This window comes from Chlamydiota bacterium (assembly GCA_012729785.1).
In the GTDB taxonomy this organism is placed as follows: domain Bacteria; phylum Auribacterota; class Tritonobacteria; order UBA1439; family UBA1439; genus UBA1439.
In genome coordinates, this window is the sequence record JAAYCL010000025.1 from 16,666 (window position 1) to 37,920 (window position 21,255).

The 21,255-nt window shown below is 68.6% G+C and carries 23 protein-coding genes; 3 read left to right on the forward strand and 20 right to left on the reverse strand.

Features of this window, described 5'->3' with window-relative positions; all coding sequences use genetic code 11:
• Positions 1-166 precede the first annotated feature (166 nt).
• The 3 genes from GXY35_05775 to rpiB all read right to left on the reverse strand — a co-directional run bounded on the left by GXY35_05775 (position 167) and on the right by rpiB (position 2,314).
• Positions 167-787, reverse strand: coding sequence for a peptidylprolyl isomerase (locus GXY35_05775; protein ID NLW94085.1), 621 nt, complete (start codon positions 785-787; stop codon positions 167-169).
• A 14-nt stretch (positions 788-801) separates the two neighbouring features.
• Entirely contained in the window at positions 802-1,683 is an 882-nt protein-coding gene (deoC, locus tag GXY35_05780) for a deoxyribose-phosphate aldolase (protein NLW94086.1), read from the reverse strand.
• A 112-nt stretch (positions 1,684-1,795) separates the two neighbouring features.
• Positions 1,796-2,314: a ribose 5-phosphate isomerase B gene (gene rpiB, locus GXY35_05785; protein NLW94087.1), complete on the reverse strand. Its 519-nt coding sequence runs from the start codon at positions 2,312-2,314 to the stop codon at positions 1,796-1,798.
• Between the two features lie 251 nt (positions 2,315-2,565).
• On the opposite strand from rpiB, the gene GXY35_05790 reads away from it, so the two are divergent.
• The 3 genes from GXY35_05790 (at position 2,566) to GXY35_05800 (ending at position 4,543) form a co-directional block, all read left to right on the forward strand.
• A complete protein-coding gene (locus tag GXY35_05790; GenBank protein NLW94088.1) occupies positions 2,566-3,477 on the forward strand; it encodes a cation transporter in 912 nt (303 codons plus the stop codon).
• Between the two features lie 88 nt (positions 3,478-3,565).
• Positions 3,566-3,994, forward strand: a complete 429-nt coding sequence (locus tag GXY35_05795; GenBank protein ID NLW94089.1) for a hypothetical protein — start codon at positions 3,566-3,568, stop codon at positions 3,992-3,994.
• A gap of 177 nt (positions 3,995-4,171) precedes the next feature.
• Positions 4,172-4,543 (forward strand): PilZ domain-containing protein, encoded by a 372-nt coding sequence (locus GXY35_05800; GenBank protein ID NLW94090.1) that lies wholly within the window; start codon positions 4,172-4,174, stop codon positions 4,541-4,543.
• 53 nt (positions 4,544-4,596) lie between these two features.
• On the opposite strand, the gene GXY35_05805 is transcribed toward GXY35_05800, so the two are convergent.
• From GXY35_05805 to GXY35_05885, 17 genes are all read right to left on the reverse strand, one after another.
• Complete coding sequence (locus tag GXY35_05805; protein ID NLW94091.1) at positions 4,597-5,295, reverse strand: lysophospholipid acyltransferase family protein; 699 nt, start codon at positions 5,293-5,295, stop codon at positions 4,597-4,599.
• Between the two features lie 34 nt (positions 5,296-5,329).
• Positions 5,330-7,138, reverse strand: coding sequence for an ABC transporter ATP-binding protein (locus GXY35_05810; protein NLW94092.1), 1,809 nt, complete (start codon positions 7,136-7,138; stop codon positions 5,330-5,332).
• Entirely contained in the window at positions 7,135-8,304 is a 1,170-nt protein-coding gene (lpxB, locus tag GXY35_05815) for a lipid-A-disaccharide synthase (protein ID NLW94093.1), read from the reverse strand. Before lpxB ends, GXY35_05810 begins: the two co-directional genes overlap by 4 nt.
• Before the next feature lie 101 nt (positions 8,305-8,405).
• Positions 8,406-9,389 carry a Gfo/Idh/MocA family oxidoreductase gene (locus GXY35_05820; GenBank protein ID NLW94094.1) on the reverse strand — a complete coding sequence of 328 codons (984 nt, stop codon included), beginning with the start codon at positions 9,387-9,389 and terminating at the stop codon, positions 8,406-8,408.
• 79 nt (positions 9,390-9,468) lie between these two features.
• Positions 9,469-10,272, reverse strand: a complete 804-nt coding sequence (locus GXY35_05825) for an LpxI family protein (protein ID NLW94095.1) — start codon at positions 10,270-10,272, stop codon at positions 9,469-9,471.
• A gap of 44 nt (positions 10,273-10,316) precedes the next feature.
• The gene (lpxA, locus tag GXY35_05830) at positions 10,317-11,093 is read right to left on the reverse strand and encodes an acyl-ACP--UDP-N-acetylglucosamine O-acyltransferase (protein ID NLW94096.1); all 777 of its coding nucleotides are present in this window, start codon (positions 11,091-11,093) and stop codon (positions 10,317-10,319) included.
• A gap of 23 nt (positions 11,094-11,116) precedes the next feature.
• Positions 11,117-12,412 carry a bifunctional UDP-3-O-[3-hydroxymyristoyl] N-acetylglucosamine deacetylase/3-hydroxyacyl-ACP dehydratase gene (locus GXY35_05835; GenBank protein ID NLW94097.1) on the reverse strand — a complete coding sequence of 432 codons (1,296 nt, stop codon included), beginning with the start codon at positions 12,410-12,412 and terminating at the stop codon, positions 11,117-11,119.
• Positions 12,390-13,448, reverse strand: a complete 1,059-nt coding sequence (lpxD, locus tag GXY35_05840) for a UDP-3-O-(3-hydroxymyristoyl)glucosamine N-acyltransferase (GenBank protein ID NLW94098.1) — start codon at positions 13,446-13,448, stop codon at positions 12,390-12,392. Before lpxD ends, GXY35_05835 begins: the two co-directional genes overlap by 23 nt.
• A 33-nt stretch (positions 13,449-13,481) precedes the next feature.
• The gene (locus GXY35_05845) at positions 13,482-14,012 is read right to left on the reverse strand and encodes an OmpH family outer membrane protein (GenBank protein ID NLW94099.1); all 531 of its coding nucleotides are present in this window, start codon (positions 14,010-14,012) and stop codon (positions 13,482-13,484) included.
• A 13-nt stretch (positions 14,013-14,025) separates the two neighbouring features.
• Positions 14,026-16,416 carry an outer membrane protein assembly factor BamA gene (gene bamA / locus GXY35_05850; protein ID NLW94100.1) on the reverse strand — a complete coding sequence of 797 codons (2,391 nt, stop codon included), beginning with the start codon at positions 16,414-16,416 and terminating at the stop codon, positions 14,026-14,028.
• Complete coding sequence (gene dnaB / locus GXY35_05855) at positions 16,406-17,782, reverse strand: replicative DNA helicase (protein NLW94101.1); 1,377 nt, start codon at positions 17,780-17,782, stop codon at positions 16,406-16,408. The genes bamA and dnaB overlap by 11 nt, the downstream gene beginning before the upstream one ends.
• A gap of 50 nt (positions 17,783-17,832) precedes the next feature.
• The gene (locus tag GXY35_05860) at positions 17,833-18,282 is read right to left on the reverse strand and encodes a 50S ribosomal protein L9 (GenBank protein NLW94102.1); all 450 of its coding nucleotides are present in this window, start codon (positions 18,280-18,282) and stop codon (positions 17,833-17,835) included.
• A gap of 35 nt (positions 18,283-18,317) precedes the next feature.
• Positions 18,318-18,539 (reverse strand): 30S ribosomal protein S18, encoded by a 222-nt coding sequence (locus GXY35_05865; protein ID NLW94103.1) that lies wholly within the window; start codon positions 18,537-18,539, stop codon positions 18,318-18,320.
• A 73-nt stretch (positions 18,540-18,612) separates the two neighbouring features.
• A complete protein-coding gene (gene ssb, locus GXY35_05870; GenBank protein ID NLW94104.1) occupies positions 18,613-19,083 on the reverse strand; it encodes a single-stranded DNA-binding protein in 471 nt (156 codons plus the stop codon).
• Positions 19,084-19,227: 144 nt separating this feature from the next.
• Positions 19,228-19,572 (reverse strand): 30S ribosomal protein S6, encoded by a 345-nt coding sequence (gene rpsF / locus GXY35_05875; protein ID NLW94105.1) that lies wholly within the window; start codon positions 19,570-19,572, stop codon positions 19,228-19,230.
• Positions 19,573-19,711: 139 nt separating this feature from the next.
• Complete coding sequence (locus tag GXY35_05880) at positions 19,712-20,281, reverse strand: aminoacyl-tRNA hydrolase (protein ID NLW94106.1); 570 nt, start codon at positions 20,279-20,281, stop codon at positions 19,712-19,714.
• A gap of 155 nt (positions 20,282-20,436) precedes the next feature.
• Entirely contained in the window at positions 20,437-21,210 is a 774-nt protein-coding gene (locus GXY35_05885) for a 50S ribosomal protein L25 (protein ID NLW94107.1), read from the reverse strand.
• Positions 21,211-21,255: the final 45 nt, after the last annotated feature.

Sequence of the window (21,255 nt, forward strand, 5' to 3'; positions counted from 1 at the left end):
GGTCCCTGCGCCGAAAAGCCCGGGGCAACGCCCGGTCCCGGCGCGGGGTCAGGCGCTCACCCTGAGGACGGAGAAGATCGCCAGGAAGACGACCGCGAGCATCAGCAGGAAGATGACAATCCCCGCGCACACCAGGGCGATCCGTGCGTTCATCGGCCGCGCCCCGCTACCGATAGTCGACGGAGACGCGCTCCATCACGACGTCCGTCACCGGCCTGTCCCCCGGACGCGTCTCCACCGCGCCGATCGTCCGCACCGTCTCCATCCCCTCGACGACCTCGCCGAAGATGGTGTGGCGGTTGTCGAGCCACGGCGTCGGAGCGAGCGTGATGAAGAACTGGCTCCCGTTGGTGCCGGGCCCGGCGTTGGCCATCGAGAGCACCCCGGGGCGGTCGTGCGAGACGGCGGGATCGAACTCGTCCTCGAACGCCGCCCCCCAGGCGCTGGCGCCCCCCCGGCCGGTGCCGGTCGGGTCGCCGCCCTGGATCATGAAGCCGGGGATGACACGGTGGAAGATGACGCCGTTGTAGTAGCCCCTGCCGGCGAGGAGCGTGAAGTTCTCGCATGCCTTCGGGGCCTTGTCGGGGAACAGCCTGCACGTGATCGTTCCCCGCGAGGTCTCGATGACCGCGTGGGGAGTGCCCTGCCTCTTCACCGCCGCACCCCCTTCTTCCCGGCCCTGCACCCCGCCCGGCCCGGCGCACGATGTCGCAAGCGCCGACGCGCCGGCCAGGACGGCCGCGAACGCCGCCGCCCGGACGCCTCTCCCTCGCCTCTCCGCGTGCATCGCCCCCTCCCCGTTCAGTACGCCGCCCCCCCCGCGCCCTTCCCGGAGACGATCTTGATGCTGGCGCTGGCCCCGAGGCGGCTCGCCCCCGCCTTGACCAGCTTCTCCGCATCCTCCTTGGAGCGGACGCCGCCCGAGGCCTTGACCCCCATCTCCGCCCCGACCGTTTTGCGCATCAGGGCGATATCCTCGGCGGTGGCCCCGCCGGTGCTGAATCCGGTGGAGGTCTTCACGAAATCCGCCCCCGCCGTCTTGGCGATCTCGCAGGCCTTCACCTTCTCGGGGTTGGTGAGCAGGCAGGTCTCGAGGATCACCTTGACGACCGTCTCCCCCTGCGCGGCGCGCACGACGCCCCGGATATCCTTCTCGACCAGCCGGTAGTCGCCCGACTTCATCGCGCCGATGTTCAGCACCATGTCGACCTCCCCGGCGCCCTCTCCGATCGCGTTCCGCGCCTCGAACGCCTTGGTCTCCGGCGTCGTGGCCCCGAGCGGAAAACCGATCACCGTGCAGACCTTGACCCCGGTGCGGCGCAACAGCTTCGCGCAGAGCGGCACGAACCACGGGTTCACGCAGACCGAGCAGAACCGGTACTCGGCCGCCTCCCGGCAGAGGTTCTCCACCTGCGTGGCGGTGGCGTCGGCCTTCAGGAGGGTGTGGTCGATCATCCCCGCCAGGTCGTTCGCCACCTTGCCGATGCCGCTCGAAGCCGAGATGCGCGCCGCGCCGTCCGTCTTGAACCGGCGGACCGTATCCTCCCGCGCGGTGGCGCACCGCCCGCACGCCGAACAGAGGTCGGCGAGGGTGCAGGTGGGGCCCTGTCCGCCCGCCGGCAGCCCCTTCAGCCTCGCGAGCACCTCCCTCGTCACCAGCCGCGCAAGTTCGCCTGAGTCCATATCCCTCCCCCGGGGTTGCATGCTTCAGCGGCGCCACAAAGGACACAGAGAAAAGAGTGCGCGTGCCAGAGCTTCATCCTCGTTTCCTCCGCGCTCTCCGCCGCGCCGCCCTCTACTCTTTTTCCAGCGCCATGATCTTGTCCACGCGCCGCTGGTGCCGCCCGCCGCCGAACGGCGTCTCCATCCACACCTTCACGATCTCCTTCGCCGCCGCGGGGTCCAGCAGCGGGCCGCCGAGCGTCAGCACGTTGGCGCAGTTGTGTTCGCGGCTGTTGACAGCGGTCCTGACGTCGTAGCACATCGCGGCCCGCGCTCCCCGCACCTTGTTCGCCGCCATGCACGAGCCGATGCCGGCCCCGTCGACGACGATCCCGCGATCGTAGCCGCCCGAGGCGACCGCGCGCGCCACCGCCGCGGCGTAATCGGGATAGTCGACGGCGTCCTTCGTGTAGGTGCCAAAATCCTTCACCGCGTAGCCGAGGTCCTCGAGGTAGCCGCGCAAAAGGTTTTTGAGGGCGAGCCCGCCGTGATCGGCCCCGAGGGCGACGCTGCGCGGACGCGCGGCCGGCTTCGCCTCCGGCGCCTCCGCGGACGCCGCGGACGGGTACCGGCCCGCGACCTCCCGGACGATCCGCGCGATCCGATCTCTGTCCGCCACCCGCCGTCCCTCCCCGCGGTGCGCCGGGCCCCGGCCCGCGCGCACGCGGACTACGCTACCACACGCGCTTCGACAGCGTCAATCCCAAAGCCGTGTGACCGCCTCCGGGCACGAGATCTCCCCCGCGCCATTCCCCCCCGGCGGACGCGTGTGTGGCGCTTTCCGCTGGCCGCGTGGGCGGCGATTCCCTATACTGGACGCGGAAGAGGAGAAGGAGCCGCGCGATGACCAGGCGGGCGTGGGGCTACCTCGAGGGAAGCGTCTCCATCGTCCTGAACACGGCGCTCTTCGCCGCGAAGCTCTGGCTGGGGGCGGCCTGCGGTTCGTTGGCGATCGTCGCGGACGCATGGCACACGCTCTCCGATTCGCTCACCTCGGCGGTCGTGATCCTCGGATTCTGGGTCTCCGGACGCCCGGCGGACGACAAACACCCGTTCGGCCACGGGCGCGCCGAGCTGGTGGCGGCGATCGTCATCGGCACCCTCCTCGCCGTGGTCGCCTTCTTCTTCCTCCACGAGTCGATCCTCAAGCTGCGCCACCCGGAACGGTATCCCGCCGCCCGGTTCGGCACGGCCGCGGCCGCCCTGTTCCTCGTTTCGGTCGTCGTGAAGGAGGCGATGGCGCGCTTCTCCATCTGGGCGGGCGGAAAGACCGCCTCGGCCGCCCTCGTCGCGGACGGCTGGCACCACCGCAGCGACGCCGTGGCCTCCGCCCTGATCCTGGCGGGCGGCCTCTTCGGCGGACGCCTCGGCTGGATCGACGGGGCGATGGGCGCCGCCGTCTCCCTTCTCATCGGCTACGCCGCGTACGACGTGCTCAGGTCCGCCTCCAGCCTCTCCATGGGCGAGGCGCCCGCCCCCGACCTCGAGCGCCGCGTCATGGAGATCGTCGCCGACGCCGCGCCCGAGGTCGCCCACGCGCACCACCTCCACGCACACGCCTACGGGGACCACCTCGAGCTGACCCTCCACCTCGGCTTCCCCCCGCGGATGAGCATCGAGGAGGCGCACGCCATCTCGGGGAGGGTCAAGCAGGCGTTGAAGCGCCGCCTCGACGTCGAGAGCACCACGCACCTGGAACCGTTGCACTCGGCGGGCCAAAATACTGTTGACACCCCTCGCGGCAGGGGGGTATGATGCAGCGCAAGGGTTGGATCCCGCGCCCGGGAGGACGGCGCGGCATTGGGCGGTCGTATATCCACGGTTGCGCAGGGGGAGGTCAGGCATGAAGAGATGGTCGACGTGGTTCGTCGTCGGGATCGCTGCGGCGTCGGTTGCCCTGGTCGGCGGCTGCAAGTCGGGCGCACCGCAGGGGGCTTCGGCGCACACCCAGTTCAGCAACGACGTGTCGTTCGAGGATATACCGGTCCCCGCAGGTTTCTCCCTCGTGCGCAAGGAATCGTACTCGTTCCAGAACGACGTCACCCGCGTCGGACACCTCGTCTACAAGGGGCGCAGCGACATCAACAACGTCCTCGCCTTCTTCCAGCAGCAGATGCCGCTCCACGGCTGGCAGGAGATGAGCTATGTCGACTCCCGCAGCAGCACCCGCTACTACGACAAGGAGGGGCAGACCTGCATCATAACGGTCGCGAAGCGGATCGGCTTGCGCAACATCAGGGTCGACCTCTCGATGCGGCCGAAGTCGCGCTGACCGCGCCAGGCGGCACGGATGCTGCAACGCCCCCCTGCACGGGGGGCGTTGTTTTTTGGGCGCAGGCGGCGCTCCGTCCCCGCGCGGGGAGGGGGCGGCGCAACCTTTCTGCCGCGCGATTCCTCTTGCCGGACTTGCTGCGGGTGCGCTAGGATGACGGTACGCTGCGGAGGGGATATGGCACGGCCACGCACTGGGGAGAGGAGAAGCACCACGCGGGTCCGATGCGCCTTCAAGGGCGCCTATCGCCTCGCGGGCCAATCCTCCCGCCCCACGGAGACGCGCGACCTGAGCGACGGCGGCCTGCTGATGCTCGTCTCGGGGGACGTGCGGCAGGGCGACGTGCTGGACCTCACCATTCCGCTCACGCCGGCCGGGAGCCCGCTCCGGGCCCGCGGCCGGGTCGTCTATCTGCGCGAGACCCCAGGCGCCCGCATACTCGCGGGTGTGCAGTTCCTCAGCCTCAGCGCGCGGCACCGGGAAGCGCTCGGCAAGAAGATCCGGGACAGGATGCTCCGCGGCGCCGCCCGCGTCGCCGCCCGCTGCTGAATCCGCCGGACCGATCGACGATCCGTCTCCAGCCAAGCGGCGCGCCGGCGCCGTCAATCCGGTTCCGCCCCCACCGCCGCCGCCGCCTTCCGGTCGAGCTCGCGCATCGTCTCCTCGAGGGCGGCCCGCAGCCGATCGCGCTTCTCCGGATCGAGCTCCCGCGGCACCCAGATCGGATCGCCGAAGACGAGCGCCCCCCGGGCGAAGGGCAGCGGCACGATGAAACGGTCCCAGCTCTTCAGCCGCTTCTTGCGGCTCACGTCGGCCGAGACGGGGATGATCGGGAGGCCGCTCATCTGGGCGATGAGGATGACGCCCGGCTGGGCGCGGTAGCGGGGGCCGCGGGGCCCGTCCGGGGTCACGGCCGCGTCGTTGCCCGCCTGGAGCCGATCCACCATCTCCAGGATCGCGGCCTCGCCCCCCTTCGCCGTCGATCCGCGCACCGCGGAGATGCCGAACCCCTCCAGCACCTCGCTGATGTACTGCCCGTCCCTGCTGCGGCTCACCAGGGCGCACATCCGCTTCGTCCCCCGTATCCTCCGGTAGAGATTCGGCATCAGGAGGAGCCGGTTGTGCCAGAAGGAGTAGATGCACGCCTCGCCGCGGCGCGCCCGTTCCTGGACGAAGCGGTCGTGGTGCAGGCCCGTCCGGATGCTCCGCCCGAGCAGCGCGATCAGAGGCGCGGCGACGACCCGGGCGGCGAAACGCAGCGCCCGGGCGCCCGATCCCACGGACCGTTCAGGCCGAACCATCGGCCGCACCCTTTCGCCCGGACGCGGGACGCGGTCAGGGCTTGAACTGCATCTCGTAGAGCTTCTTGTAGTTGCCCTCGCGGGCGAGGAGCTCCTCGTGCCTCCCCTCCTGCGCGATCCGCCCGTCGTCGAGCACGATGATGCGGTCGGCGTGCGTGACGGTGGAGAGGCGGTGCGCGATCACGAAGACGGTCCTGCCGCGCATCAGGGTATCGATCGCGTCCTGGACGAGGCGCTCGGATTCGGTGTCGAGCGCCGAGGTCGCCTCGTCGAGGATCAGTATCGCCGGGTCCTTGAGGATCGCCCGCGCGATGGCGAGACGCTGGCGCTCCCCGCCGGAGAGCATCTCCCCCTTCTCCCCGATCACGGTCTCGTACCCGCGGTGGAGCGGCGAGATGAAGTCATGCGCGTTGGCCATCCTCGCAGCCTCGACGATCTTCTCGAACGGGGCGTCCTGCTGGCCGTAGGCGATGTTGTTGCGCACGGTGTCGTTGAACAGGATCGTCTCCTGCGTCACGATGCCGAGCTGTCCGCGGAGGCTCGGGAGCGTCGCGTCCCGCAGGTCGACGCCGTCGATGAGTATCCGCCCGGCGGTCGGGTCGTAGAAGCGCGGGAGGAGACTCACGAGGGAGGTCTTCCCGGACCCGCTCGGCCCGACGATCGCGACGATCTCGCCGACCCGCACCCGGAGGTTGATGTCCCGCAGCACCCCGCCCTCGTCGTGGCTGTACTCGAAGTCCACATGCTCGAAGATGATCTCCCCTTTCACGCGCGGGAGCTCAACCGCGTCCGGTCTCTCGGTGAGGGTGGGACGGGTGTCCAGCAGATGGAAGATCCTGTCGGCTGCCGAGATCGCCTTCTGGAACCCGACGTTCAGCTTGCCGATGTTCTTCAGCGGCTTCACCATCGACGCCATCGCGGCGATGAAGACGACGAAGTAACCGGTGGTCAGATCCTCCTTGATGACGAGCCGGGCCCCGTAGTAGCAGAGGAAGCAGATGGCGAGCATCGCGCCCCACTCGGTGAGCGGGCTCAGGATGGCGGACTTCTTCGCGGCGGCCACCATCACCCTGAACAGGGTCCGGTTCTCCTGCTTGAACTTCCGTCCCTCGTACCGCTCCATGCAGAACGCCTTGACGACCGCGATCCCCGAGATCGTCTCGAAGAGGATTGACGAGATGTCCGCCACCTTCTCCTGTGCGCGCTTGGTGAGGCGACGGACCTTGCGGCCCACGATCCCGATCGGGGAGAGGATGATCGGGAAGATGAACATCGTGATGAGGGCGAGCTTCCACTCGATGCAGAGAGCGATGGCCGCGTAGGCGGGGAGCTGGATGCAGTCCATCAGCGTCTTGGCGAAGCGCCCGGAGACCGCCTCGAGGACGAAGCTGACGTCGTAGTTGACCCGGGAGACGAGCTCGCCCGTCCGCTTGCGGTCGAAGTAGTCCATCGAGAGGCTCTGGATGTGGCGGTAGAGGTGGTTGCGGAGGTCCTTCACCACCCCCTGCCCCACGTACTCGAGCATCACCTCGTGCAGATACTCGGCGACGCCCTTCAGGACGCTGCAGACAAGGAGGAAGAGGATGATCATGTTCAGCATGTTGGGGTAGCGCGGAACGTCGTTGAGGGAGGCGACGAGCCGCTCCGCCCGATCGCGGAGGGGGAAGTGGACCGTGGAGGGTATGGCGAGCTCCTTGCCGTTGAAGACGATATCCACGGCGGGGATGAGGGCCATGATGCTCACGCTCTGGAGCACCGTGAAGACCACCATCGCGAGCACCGCCACGATGAGCTTCCAGCGGTACGGCTTCAGGTAGGAGAGCAGCCGGAGATAGGTTTTCATCGCACCTCGCCCCGGTCTGCCGCCGGGCGCCGGTTCAGTTCCGCGAGCACCGCCGCGGCCGCGCGGCTGCTCGCCCCGGGTCCCCCCACGCGCGCCCGGACCGCGCGGAGCTTCTCCACCGCGGCCCCGTACGCGGCGCGGTCGCGCAGCAGGGCGAGGCCGGCCGCGGCGATCCGCGCGGGCGAGGCATCGCGCTGGATGAACTCGGGCACGATCCGCTCCCCCGCGATCACGTTCACGAGCCCGATGTACGGCAGCTTCACCAGGAGGCGGCCGATGCAGTAGGTCGGCCAGGACACCCGGTAGACGATCAACATCGGCTTCAAAAGGCACGCCGTCTCCAGCGTCGCCGTCCCCGAGGCGACCAGGACCAGCTCCGACGCGCGCGTCGTCTCGTAGACGGTCCCGGGCGCGACGCGCACCGGCACCGGGGAGGCGGCGAGCGCCGCCTCGGTGAACTGACGGAACCGTTCCTTCGGGGGCGGCGTGACGAACTCGATCGCGGGGAGCTCCCGCTTCATCATCGCCGCCGCCTCCAGCATCGCCGGGAGGTGGCGCCGCACCTCGTTCCAGCGGCTCCCGGGGAGGAGGGCGACCAGCCGCGCGTCCCGCGGGAAGCCCGCGGCCGCGCGGAACTCCGCGTCTCCCCTGGAGAAGATCAGGTCGTCGAGCGCCGGGTGCCCGACGAAATCCACCGACATGGCGGTATCGGCGTAGAACCCCTTCTCGAACGGAAGGATGACGAGCATCCGGTCCACGATCCGCGCGATGGTCTTCTTCCGCCGCGTCCCCCAGGCCCACACCTGCGGCGAGATGTAGTAGACGATCCGGGAGGGAAGGCGGCGCCTCTTGATCCTCTTGGCGAGCCGGATGTTGAACCCGGGGTAATCGACAAGCACGACCGCGTCGGGCTTCCACTCCTCCACGACGGAGAGGAGGCCGTGGAAGATCGCCCGCAGGCGGGCGTAGTTCCGCAGCACCTCCACCGACCCGAGGACGGCCAGCTCCACGAGGTTGTAGAGCAGCGTCGCCCCCGCGCCCGCCAACCGTTCCCCTCCGGCCGCCCGGATCTCGCACGACGGATCGCGCGCCAAAATCTCCGCGGCGAGCTTCGCGGCGTGCTTGTCGCCCGACTCCTCGCCGGCCACAATGAGTATCCTGGACATACGATCATCTCCGCGGCCGCCGTTTGCCGCAACCGACGGCCCACGCGAAACAGGCGGGAACCGTCCGCCCGGCGGCGTACCCGTGTAGGCGCGCGCGCCGGTCAGCGCAATTTCCCCAGGTCGATCGGCGGCGACGTCCGCTGCTCCTCGATCGCGGCCTTGTAGAGCGGGTTCTCCCGGCAGAGCCGGGTGATCTCCGAGGCGACCCGGAGCGCCTGCCGCCCCTGCTCCCCGGGGACAAGCGGCTCCCGCGAGGCGCGCACGCAGTCGAGGAACGACACGATCTCGAGCTTGAGCGGCTCGTCTTTCTCGAGCGGCAGCTTCTCCCGGACGATGCCCCCGCCGTCCTTCCGGTAGATCATCCCCTCCTGGTTCTGGTAGTCCAGGGAGAGGTAGGCGTTGCTCTGGAACACCCTGATCTTGCGCACCTTCTCGAAGCTGATCCGGCTCGCGGTGACGTTGGCGATGCAGCCGTTCTCAAACCGGAGGCGGGCATTGGCGATATCCTCGCTCCGGCTCAGCACGGGGATTCCGACCGCCTGGATCTCCACCAGCGGCGACGCCACGATGGTGAGGATGATGTCGATATCGTGGATCATCAGGTCGAGCACCACCCCGACCTCCGTCCCCTCGTGCTTGTACGGGGAGAGGCGGTGGACCTCGATGAACCCGACCCGCGTGAGTATCTTCCGCAGGGCGACGATGGCGGGGTTGAAGCGCTCGATGTGCCCGATCTGGAGCACCAGGTTCCTCGAGTGGGCGGCGTCGATGATCTCGTTCGCCTCCTGCATGTCCAGGGCGATCGGCTTCTCCAGGAGCACGTGCGCGCCGAGCTTGAGCGCCTCGATCGACACCGGGCGGTGCGCCTGCGTCGGGACCACCACGCTCACCGCGTCCAGCGTCCCGGGGATCTCGCCGAGGCTCCGGTACGGGGTCGTGCCGAACTTTCGGGCGATCTTGTACGCCGCCCGGTCGTCGATATCCACCACCCCGACGAGCTCCACGCCCGGCAGACCGGCGTAGATCCGGGCATGGTGCCTTCCGAGGTTGCCCACCCCCACCACCGCCACGCGCATCCTCTCCATTAACCTCTCCTGTCGCTTCCCGGGTCGCCGTCCCGCCTCTTCGGGCCCGCTCCGGGCGCACGCGCCCGCGCGCCCCTTCCTATATCCCCACCACCGCCATCCCGGCCGCGTCGGCTTTCCGCAACACCTCCCCGCGATCCAGGATGATGGTGCGCCCGGCCTCCAGCGCGAGCGCGGCCGCCCGCGCGTCGAGGAGGAGCCTGATCGTCGTCTCCCCCACCACGGGCACGTCGAAGCGCATATCCTGTCTCGGACGGCTCACCTTCACCGCCACCATCCCCTCGGGGCAGAGGGCGGCGGCGCGCCGCAGCGTCTCGTCGGTCCCCTCCATCGCCTCGACGGCGACGACCGCCTTCTTCCTGACCACCACCGTCTGGCCTATGTCGAGCCGCGCCAGCTCGCGGGCGAGGGGGGAGCCGAACGCGATCTCATCCAGAACCGCCTTCCCCGGCGCGGCGCGGGTCATGACCCCCTTCCCCGCGACGCACGAGGAGAGGTAGGTCGTCGAGTCGAGAAGCGTGACACCCTCCTTCTCCAGCTCCCCCGCGATCGCCTTCAGGACCGTGCCCGGGCGCCGATCCGGCACGCGGGCCGCGAGGGCGAGCATCCGGAGGTCGAGCGCACGGACGCTGATGACCGACTTCGGCTCGAGTCCCCCCACCATCACCGCCTCGCGCACCCCGGCGCCGCGGAAGGCGCGCAGCAGCTTCCCCAGCTGGCCCAGGCCGACCCAGTGGATCTCGTCGACCAGTTCCTCAAATTCCGGCGAGGTCTGGCCCGGGAAGGCCACGGCCACGAGACGCTCCACCCCCTTGTGGCGGGCCTCCCGCGCCGTGGCGAACGGGAGGCCCCCGCATCCGGCGATGATGCCCAGCGTCTTCATCCGGAATGGTCTCCGCCGCGGCGACGCGGCGCCCCCCGTGGCCGTCAACGGGCGATGCCGCGCGAGGAGCTCTCGATGAACCCGACGATCGATCCGACGTACGCCGAGGCCGGGTACTCCGACCTCAGGCTGGCGACCGCCTGGGTCACGTTGAGGGAGGAGTGAAAGAGCGTCTTGTGCGCCGCCTTGATCTCGGCGACCGCCTTGCGGGGGAGGTTCCTCCTCCTGAGCCCCTCCAGGTTCACGCCGCAGACGCGCGCGGGATGCCCGTCGGCCATCATGTACGGGGGGATATCCTGCACCACCTTCGAGCAGCCCCCGATGATCGCCATCGTCCCGACCCTGCAGAACTGGTGGATGCCGACGAGCCCCCCGATGATCGCCGCGTTCTCGACGCGGATGTGGCCGGCGAGGGTCGCGGCGTTGGCGAGGATGCAGTCGTCGCCGATCTCGCAGTCGTGCGCGACATGGCAGTAGACCATGAACAGGTTGCGGCTGCCGACGACGGTCTCGGAGCGCCCCGTCACCGTGCCGATCTGCATCGTCACGAACTCCCGGATCGTGTTATCGTCCCCGATGACGAGGCGCGTCTCCTCCCCCCGATACTTGAGATCCTGGTTTACCTCTCCGATCGAGGCGAACTGGAATATCCGGTTCCGCGCGCCGATGCGCGTCCGCCCGGTGATCACCGTGTGCGGCCCGACCGTCGTGCCGCAGCCGATGCGCACATGCTCCCCGACGATGCTGTAGGCGCCGATCTCGACGCCCTCCGCCAGCTCCGCCTTCGGGTGTACGACCGCCGTAGGGTGGATCCTCGCCATCGGCTTCCCCGCCTGTTGCGTGCCTAGATAAAGCTGAACGTCAGCTCCGCCTCCGCGGCGACCTTCCCGTCCACCCGGGCGATGCCCCGCACCCTGCCGGTCTTGGTCTTCCAGCGGATGACCTCCACCTCGAGGCGAAGCTGGTCGCCGGGGATCACCGGTTTCCGGAACTTCGCGTTCTCGATCCCCATGAAGAAGGCGAGCTTGCCGAGGTTCTCCTGGGTGCCGAGCATCAGAACCCCGGCGGTCTGCGCGAGCGCCTCAATGATGAGGACGCCGGGCATCACCGGCCGCTGCGGGAAGTGCCCGGTGAAGAACGGCTCGTTCGCGGTGACGTTCTTTATCCCCACGATCCTCTCCCTCCCGCTGACCTCCACGATCCGGTCCACCAGCAGGAAGGGGAATCGGTGGGGGAGGATGCGCCTGATCTCCTGGATGTCCATCACGGTTCCCTCCTGTGCATGCGTTCGAACGGGCGCCTTGCCGCGAACGGCGAGCGCCGCGAGCTTGCGGGCGACCTCCACGTTCAGTTCGTGCCCCGAGCGCATCGCGATCACGTGGGCGCGCAGGTGCGTGCCCACGAGGCACAGGTCGCCGATGATATCCAGGACCTTGTGGCGGGCAAACTCGTCGGGGAACCGGAGCCGCTCCTTGCTGTAGATCACCCCGTCGCCGATCACCACGGCGCACTCGAGGCTCCCGCCCTTGATCAGCCCCTGGGAGACCAGGTACTCGATCTCGTGGTAGAAGCAGAAGGTGCGCCCCGGCGCGATCTCGCGCTCGAACGTCTCCTCGTTCAACAAGAAGCTCACGAACTGGGCGGGGAGCGTCGGGTGCCTGAAATCCATCGTGTAGGAGATCCTGAACTCGGGGGCGGGTATGACGGCGATGGCGGCGTTGTCCTTGGCCACCCAGACCGGCTCGGAGAGGACGAGCTCCCGCCGCGGGGCGTCCTGCTCCTCGATCCCGGCCGATCTGATCATCCGCACGTACGCCACGGCGCTCCCGTCGCCCACGGGGGGCTCGTTGGCGTCGAGTTCGACGACCACGTTGTCGAGCCCGCAGCCGCGGATCGCCGCGAGGACGTGCTCCACCGTGTGGACCTCCGCCCCGTCGAGGGAGATCGTCGTGCCGCGGCGGACGTCGGAGACGTTGCAGGCGAGCGCGGGGACCGCGGGCGCGCCGGGGAGGTCCGTGCGCACGAACCGCACGCCGGTGTCCGGGGGGGCGGGCGTGAAGACCAGGCGGGTCTTGCTGCCCGTGTGCACCCCGACGCCCGTCAGGCAGACGGGGGTCTTAATCGTGCGCTGGTTCGGCATCGTTCCGCCCGGGCCTCCCGCCCTTTTCGAGACGCTGTTCGATCCGGCGGACCTTCCGGATAAGCTGCGGCAGGCGCAGGAGCGCGGCGTGCACCTTCTTGAACCCCTTCCCCTCCATCGCCGGGATGCCGATGTAGAACGAGTTCGGGGGCACGTTCTTGGAGACGCCGCCCTTGGCGCCGATGATCGTGTTGTCGCCGATCGTCACGTGCCCGACGACGCCGACCTGCCCGGCCAGGATCACGTTCCTCCCGACCGTGGTGCTCCCCGAGATCCCCACCTGCGCCACGATGATCGAGTTCTCCCCAATGTCGCAGTTGTGGGCGATCTGGACGAGGTTGTCGATCTTCGTCCCCTTCCGGATGATCGTCTTCTCGAAGCGGGCGCGGTCGATCGTCACGTTCGAGCCGATCTCCACGTCGTCCTCGATCTCCACGGTGCCGATCTGGGGGATCTTCTGGTGGACCCCCTTGACCGCGACGTAGCCGAAGCCGTCGCTCCCGATCACGCTGCCGCTGTGGATGCTCACCCGCCGGCCGACGACGCAGCGCTCCCGGATGATGACGTTCGGGTAGATGTGGCAATCCTCGCCGATGGAGGTTTCGTGGCCGATGTAGACGCCGCTCCGGATGACGGTGCGGTCGCCGATGACGGCCCCGTCCTCCACCACCGCGAACGGACCGATTGAGACATCCGCGCCGAGCACCGCCTTCTTCCCGACCGCGGCCCGCGCGTCGACCCCCTTCGGGAACTCGGGCTTCTTCGGGCCGAAGAGCTCGATCAGTTTCGAGAAGGCGAACGACGGGTTGTCGACCCGGACCAGGGCGCACGCCGAGGCGACCTTGAGCCCTTTCTGGACCACCACCGCCGCGGCCCGCGTCGTCTCGAGCAGCGGCGCGTATTTCGGATTGGCGAGGAAGGTGAGATGCCCCTCCCGCGCCTCCTTGATCCCCGATGCGCCGGTGATCACGGCTTTCGGGTCCCCCTCTATCTCCCCGCCGATCAGGGAGGCGATCTCCTTCAATGTGATCTTCATGGTGCACCCCTCGTTGACGCCGCTTGTTGCCCGCTATCTCCTCGCGTCGGCGTACTTCTTGTTGAGCGCCTTGACGATCCCCTCGGTGAGATCCAGCGCATCGGCGCGGTACCCGATCTCCTCGGCGGTGAAGGAGAGGATCAGGGCGTACCCGTCCGCCCTCCCGATTTCGGCCAGCGCGGCGCGTATGTCGCCGAGGATCTCCTCCTGGAGGCGCGCCTGCTTCTGCACCGCCTCGCGCTTCACCTTCTCCTCGAACTGATAGAGCGCCTTGACCTTCTCGTCAACGACCGCCTCCTTCTTCTTTTTCGGCTCATCGCGCAGGAGATCCGCCTCGTCCTTCAGCGCGTTGATCTCCTCCACCATCGTCTTCCGCGCGGCGATCTTCTCCTTGCGCTCCTGCTGGAGCTTCTCGTTCAGATCGAGGGTCTTCTGGTACTTCTCGAACACCCGCTCCACCTCGATGTAGCCGATCTTGACGCCGGCGGCCCCCGCCACGGCCGCCGCGCACGCACACCCCGCCGCGAGCAGCGCCGCGGCAGCCCGTCTTGGCCTCACGCCCATCCCGGTCTCCCCCCTAGAAGATCGTCCCCACGTTGAAGCTGAACGCGCCGTTCTCCCCCTCGGTCCAATCGTCGGTGATGATCGGGATGCCGTAGTCGAGCTTGATCGGGCCGACGGGGAGGTTCAGACGCACGCCCATCCCGACCGACGCCACGATGCCGTCCATGAAATCGCTGGGCGTCGAGTAGACGTTCCCCATGTCGAAGAAGGCGGCGCCCCGGATCTTGGAGACGAGCGGAAAGGTGTACTCCAGGCTCCCGGCGATCATCGCCTCGCCCCCGATCGGCTCGTCGTTGGAGTCGCGCGGGCCCACGTCGCGGTACTCGAAACCGCGGATGCTGTCGCCGCCGCCGAGGAAGAACCGCTCCGACATCGGGATATCCGAGGAGTCGCCGTACGCCCGCCCGAGGCCCGCCGTCCCGGCGACCCTGACCACGTGGTCGGGGAAGCTTTCGATCGGGACGAAATACTGGCTTGCCATCGCCTCGATCTTGACGAACTCCGCGTCGCCGCCGAGGCCCGCGAACTCCGCCGTCACGCTCGAGACGTCGCCGCGGTGCGGGAAGACGATCGAGTCGCGGGTGTCGCGGGAGAGCCCGAAGCTGACGGAGCTGATGAGGCTGTCGCCGTCCTCGGCCCGCATCTCGGCCGAGGCGTCGTCGTCGACGTCCATGCGGACGTTCTCCATCTTGTAGACGACGTCCCCGCGGTAGAACTCCCCGAACGCCTTGCCGAGGCGGAGATCGCCTCCGAGGCGGTCCTCGTTGAAGTAGTCGCTCAGGTACTGGCTGTTGCGGGAGTACAGGTCGAAGCCCGCGGCGAGTTTCCGCCCCATGAAGTACGGCTCGGTGAAACTGAAGAGGAAGTCCTGCCGCTCGAATCCGAGCTCCGCCCGCACCCTGAGCTTCTGCCCGCCGCCGGTGAAGTACGGGAGATTCAACGCGTCGAAGTTGCTCTGGGCGATCTCCGCGAATCCGATGAACCCGTCGATCGAGCTGAAGCCGGCCCCGAAGCTGAGCTGCCCGGTCTTCCCCTCCTCCAGATCCACCGACAGGTTTTGCGTCCGCCCCTCCTCACCCGGCGACGACGCGACCTTCACCGAGTCGAAGTAGCCGGTGTTCTCCAGCCGCTCCCGGCTCCGCTGGATCTTGAGGGCGTTGAAGACGTCTCCGGGCATCACGCCGATCTCGCGCCGGATGACGTGGTCCTTGGTCCGGGTGTTGCCGCGGATGTCGATCCTCCCTACGTAGTACGGGTCGTACTCCTTTACCGCGTAGGCGATGTCGATCCGGCCGGTCTCGGGATTCAGCCGCTTCTCGCTGGCGATCTCGGCGTCCGTGTGCCCCTTGGCGAAGTAGAGCGCCCGGACCGCGTTGATGTCCGCCTGCAGGGCATTGGGGGAGAAGACGCTGTCGGGCCCCATGGTGAGCGCGCGCCGGAGCTCGTCCGTGTCGTAGATTTTGTTGCCCGAGATCGTGACCTCGCCCACCTGGTAGGTGCCCCCCTCCTCGACCGCGATCTCGATGTCGATGAAGCGGCCGTCGGGGGAGAGCTTCTTCTCCACCGCGCCGTACTTCATGTCCACGTAGCCGAGCGAGGCGTAGTAGGCCCTGATCCGCTCGAGGTCGTCGGAGAACGCGTCCTCGTCCAGCAGGCCGGTCGAGTACAGGTAGCTCAGCGGCCACTTGAAGAGCGGCCAGGGGGCGCGGCGCTTCGTCTGCATCAGCGTCACGAGGCGTTTCGCCGGGACATGGTCGTTCCCGGAGAAGACGATGCGGCTGATCGCCTGCCGCTCCCCCTCGCGCACCGTGAAGACCGCGATCGCCTCGGGCCGTTCCGTGTGGGTCACGATTTCGTACCGCACCTCCGCCGCCGGGAACCCCTCCGCCGCGTACAGTTTCGAGAGGGCGTCCTGATCCTCCACGAGGAGCCTCTCGTTCAGCGCCTCGCCGGGTTTGGACTTCATCTCGCGCCGGAGCCGCTCGGTCGACAGCGCCGCGTTGCCCTTGAACCCTATCTCCCTCAGTTCGGGCTTCTCCTTCACGACGTAGGCGACCTTGACCCCCCCCTCGGCGCGCTCGACGTCGACGCTGATGTTGGCGAAGTAGCCCAGCTCGTAGAGGCGGGTGACGTCCGCCCTGACCGTCTCCTCGCTGAAGAGCCCCTCCTCCCGCGTCTCGAGCTTGTTGAAGATCAGCGTGTCGCTCACCGTGCGGTTCCCCATCACGGCGACGGCCGTCACCTTCTCCCCCTCGCACTGCAGGGCGGCGGCGCGCCCGGCGCCGAGGAGGGAAACGGCCAGAGACGCGGCGGCGGCGAGGCGCCCCAGCGGTCCGAGCCCGCGCGGCCCCCGACGGTTTCGCCCGCGCCCGGTTTGAGTCGTCCAGCGGCGATCAGCCGTCAACGGGGGTGCCCTCCTCGTCTCCGCGCGGGGTGTAGTTCTCGAAATGCGTGCACTCCTCGAGGAAGGTAAGCTTGACGTTTCCGACCGGCCCGTTCCGCTGCTTGGCGATGATCACCTCCGCCCTCCCCTTGGCCTCCTCGTTGTCCGGCTCGTAGTACTCCTCCCGGAAAAGGAGCAGCACGACGTCCGCGTCCTGCTCGATGGCGCCCGACTCACGCAGATCCGAGAGGCGCGGGCGGTGATCCGGCCTCGCCTCGGCCTCCCGGTTGAGCTGGGAGAGGACGATCACCGGGACCGCGAGCTCGCGGGCGAGCGCCTTGAGCGAGCGCGAGATCTCCGAGATCTCCTGCTGCCGGTTCTCCACCTTTTTCGAGTAGGAGCGCATCAGCTGCAGATAGTCCACGATCACCAGGCCGATCTTCTCGCGCGCGGCGAGGCGCCGCGCCTTCGCGCGCATCTCAAGCACGGAGAGGGCGGGACTGTCGTCGATGTAGATCGGCGCCGCGGCGAGCTTCCCCGCCGCATTGACGAGTTTCGGGAAGTCATGCTTCTCCGAGATGAAGCCGGTGCGGACGTTGTGGGCGCTGACGCGGGCGTGGGAGCAGAGCATCCGCAGCACGAGCTGCTCCCGCGCCATCTCGAGGCTGAAGACCGCGGTCGGGATCTTCCCGACGATCGCGGCATGCTCGGCGATGTTCAGGGCGAGACTCGTCTTCCCCATCGAGGGGCGGGCCGCGATGATGATCAGGTCGGAGGGCTGGAACCCCGCCGTGTGCGTGTCGAGGTCCGTGTAGCCGGTGGGGACGCCGGTGACGTACTCCTTCTTCTGGTAGAGGCTCTCGACCGTCTCGATGCTGTGCTTGATCAGTTCGCCGACCTTGACGAACCCCTGGGTGTCGCGGCGCTGGGCGATGTCGAAGATCTCCCGCTCGGCCTCGTCGAGAAGCTCGTTGACCTCCTCGCCGCCGTCGTAGCAGCGGCTGACGATGCCGGAGGCGGCGGCGATGAGCCGCCTGAGGAGGGCCTTCTCCCGCACGATCTTTAGGTGGTGGGAGACGTTCGCCGCGGAGGGGACCGCGTCCAGGAGGGCGCTGATGTAGGAGGCGCCGCCGACCGCCTCGAGCTCCTTGCGCTTCTTCAGGTGCTCGGAGAGGGTGATGATATCCACCGGCTCGTTGGCGTCGAAGAGCTCCACGACCGCCGAGAAGATCATGGCGTGGGCGCCCTTGTAGAAACTGTCCGCGGTGATGGCCTCGATGGCGTGCCCGATCGCCTCCCGGTCCAGCAGCATCGCGCCGAGAACGCCCATCTCCGCGTCGAGATTCTGCGGGGGAAGCTTGTCGAGAACGGTTTCCGGCGCGGCCATGCCGACCTCCGCGATGCACCCGACCGTTCCGCGCGCGGGCGCGCGGGCGGTTACTTCTCGACGATCCAGACCTTCACCGTGGCGGCGACTTCCTTGTGGAGGCGGACGGCCACGTTGAACACGCCGAGTTCCTTCAGCGGCTCCTCGAGCTCCACCTGCCGTTTGCCGAGGGGGAAACCGGCCTTCTCCAGCGCCTCGGCGATATGCGCGGCGGTGACGGAGCCGAACAGCTTGCCGTCCTCACCCGCCTGCACCTGTATCGTGCAGGAGGCCTTGCTCAAGGTTTCGGCCTCCCGGCGGAGTTCTTCGAGCGCGCGGCGCGCCTCGGCCTCGCGCTTGGCCTTCTCGATCTCGAGCGCCTTGATATGGCGCGGCGTCGCCGGCGCCGCCAGTGCGCGCGGGAACAGGTAGTTGCGGGCGTACCCCGGCGAAACCTTCTTGATATCCCCCTGCGCGCCGAGGCCCGGCACGTCATGCATCAACACTATTTCGGTTTCCATGGTACGGCGGTTCTCCAGTAAGCCACGCTGCAGGCCTATTCGGCCACGAACGGAAGCAGGGCGATCTGGCGCGCCTGCTTGATCGCGCGCGCAAGGCGCCGCTGGTGCGGCGCGCAGGTGCCGGTGATACGGCTGGGCAGGATCTTGCCCTTCTCCGTGATCATCTTCCTGAGCATCCCCACGTCGCGGTAGTTGATATCGTCCACCTTGTCGACGCAGAATCTGCACTTCTTCTTCCTGACGAACACCTTTTTCATCCGATGCGGCCTCCGGTCCGCGTCTCGTTACGCCGTCGCGCGCCCGCACGCCGCCCCGCGCGCCCCGCGATCCTCAGAAGGGAACGTCCACGTCCCCCGCGCCCTCGCCCGCGGCGGGCACATCGTCGACGGGAGGACGGTCGACGTCGAGGACCTCGTCGGGCATCTCCTGCGCCCTGCCGCCCTTGCCGCCCGCGGCGCCGCCTCTCCCCTCGCCCCGTCCGAGGAACTGCACGATGGCCGCCCGCACCCGGTGCCTGCTTCTCTTCTCCCCCTCGGCGGTCTCCCAGGTGTCGAGCTGGAGGCGCCCCTCCACGAAGATCGGCGACCCCTTCTTGAGGTACTCCGAAGCGGTCTCCGCCTGCCGCCCCCAGGCGACCACGTCCACGTAGCAGGTCTCTTCCTTCCTCTCGCCGGTCTTGCTCGCGAAGCTGCTGGTGACCGCGAGGCGCAGGTCCGCGACGGCGGCGCCGCCCGGCGTGTAGCGGAGCGTCGGGTCCTTCGTGAGATTGCCGATGAGGAATACCCTGTTCAGACTGGCCATTGGAACCTCCCTCGCCTCCCGCTGTGCGCTCCGTGGTGGCCCGCGCGTCCGACTCCTCCCGCCGCGCCGCCGCGGTCGGGTCCGCCGACCGGGGGGGGCCGCACCCCTCCCCCCCGCCTCTCTTCTGCTCCCGGTATCGCCCTCTCAGGCGGTCTTCGCCGGCTCGGGGGCGGGGGCGGGCGGGGGGGCGGGTTTGACCGGCGGCGGCGTGTATACCGTGATCATGTGCCGCAGCAGGCCCGGATTCACCCGCAACCGTTTGTTCAACCCCTCCATCGCCGGCCCCTCGATCCGGAAACGGACGATGAGACAGCAGCCGTCGTTGTGCTTCTTGATCTGGTAGGCGAGACGCTGTTTGGGGGAGAGGGAGCACTCGACGATCGTTCCGCCCGCCTTCGTGATCTCCCCCGAGATCCCCTCGGCGACCTTGGCGGTCTGCTCCTCGGGGAGATCCGGCTTCAGTATGAACATCCCTTCGTACAATTTCAATCCACACCCCTCCTTTTTCGTTCCCGGCGCTACACGGGCATCATCGTAGCACACGCGCGGACGCCCGACAATCCGGAAAGGCCGCGCCCCTGTCCTCCCCGGGACGTGGAGGACACGGGACCGCAGATCCCCGCGCGCCTCATCCCGCCGGGCCGGCGTTGAATCGGTTCATCGCCCCGTGCACGCCGCTCCGGAGTATCTCCTCCACGGCGTCCGCAGCCCGCTGTCGGGCGCTGTCGGCCGCGGCGCGTTCGGGGCCCGAGAACCTGCCCAGCACGTGCCGCACCTGATCCCCGGGAGGCGCGCCGATCCCGACACGCACCCGCGCAAACCCCTCCGTCCCGAGACAGGCGATGATCGACTCGAGCCCCTTGTGCCCGCCCGCGCCGCCGCCGGGACGCACCCGGACCCGCCCGAGCTCGAGGGCGATGTCGTCGCTCACCACGATGAGGTCGTCCGCCTCGCAGTCGAACCAGCGGACCAGCGACGCGACCGCCGCGCCGCTCACGTTCATGTAGGTCCTCGGCCGCGCGAGCGTGACCGTCGCGCCGCCGACAACCGCCCTCCCCGCCCAGGCCTTGAGCCGCCACTTCCTCGCGAGTGTGCAGCCGGCCCGCGCGGCGAGCAGTTCGACCACCTCCGCGCCGATGTTGTGCCGGGTCCCTTCGTACTCCGCGCCGGGATTGCCCAGGCCGACGATCAGTTTCATGGCGTGCGCGCCGCCCGCGGCGGAGGGCCGGTGTGGAATGCGCCCGGGCGGCAGGCGGCAGCCGCCTTTGCAGCGGCCCGACGCCGGAGATCCTCGCCCTCCCACTCACGCCGGCGCGGCCGCGCGGAAGTCCCGGCAGGAAACGGGGGCACGGCCTACTCCTTGCCCTTCCCCTTGCCCTTGCCGCCCTCCCTCTCCTTGCCCTTGCCCCCCTCCTTCTCCTCGGCCTTTGCGCCCTCCTTGGCCTCTCCCTTGGCGCCCTCCTTCTCCTCGCCCTCGGCCTTCTTCTCCTCGCCCTCCGCCGGAGCGCCCTCGGCGGCCGCGCCCTCTGCCGGGGCGGCCTCCTCGACCTTCTCCGCCTTGGGCACGGAGACGGTGAAGAGCGTGAGATCCGCGTCGTCGAGGATCTCGACCCCCGCCGGGACCTTCAGGTCGGAGATCTTGACGCTGTCGCCGATGTTGAGCCCGCTCACGTCCACGGTGATCGCCTCGGGGAGGTCGGTGGGCAGACACTCGACCTCGACCTCGCGCAGGATCTGTTCGAGGATCCCGCCCAGCGTCACCCCCACCGGGTCTCCGGTGCGGACGATGGCGACCTGCGCGACCAGTTTCTCGGTCATCGAGATCGCCGCGAAATCGACATGGATCACCGCGTCCTTAATATTGTCGCGCTGGACCTCCTTCACGATCACGGTCTTCTTGAACGGCGCATCCAGCCCCTCCCCCGAGATCTGGAGGTCGATGATCGAGCTGTCGCCGCCCTTGCCGTGCAGGATCCTGTGCAACTCCTTGCCGTCCACGCCGATCAAGATGTTCTCCTTCACGTCACCGTAGAGCACCCCGGGGATGATCCCGCTCCTGCGCATCCGCCGGACGTTCCTCGTCCCGTGCTGGGTCCTCACCTGTGCGTTCAGTTGCATCCGCGCCATATCCGATGTCTCCTTCCCCCGCCCGTCACCGGGCGACCGTTGCCC